This is a genomic window from Thalassomonas sp. M1454 (assembly GCF_007097525.1).
Taxonomy (GTDB): Bacteria; Pseudomonadota; Gammaproteobacteria; order Enterobacterales; family Alteromonadaceae; genus Thalassotalea_A.
The window spans coordinates 1-300 of record NZ_VKDD01000030.1 but is presented as its reverse complement, the minus strand read 5'-3'; the positions used below and the strand labels follow the sequence as shown (position 1 = coordinate 300).

At 54.0% G+C, this 300-nt stretch carries 1 rRNA gene; it reads left to right on the top strand.

The annotated features are described in order from the left end of the window. A 16S ribosomal RNA gene (locus FNN08_RS16265) occupies positions 1-300 on the top strand; the annotation flags it as partial.

Below are 300 nucleotides of genomic sequence, written 5' to 3'. Positions count from 1 at the left end.
TGGGACTGAGACACGGCCCAGACTCCTACGGGAGGCAGCAGTGGGGAATATTGCACAATGGGCGAAAGCCTGATGCAGCCATGCCGCGTGTGTGAAGAAGGCCTTCGGGTTGTAAAGCACTTTCAGTTGTGAGGAAAGGTTAGTAGTTAATAACTGCTAGCTGTGACGTTAGCAACAGAAGAAGCACCGGCTAACTCCGTGCCAGCAGCCGCGGTAATACGGAGGGTGCGAGCGTTAATCGGAATTACTGGGCGTAAAGCGTGCGTAGGCGGTTTGTTAAGCAAGATGTGAAAGCCCCGG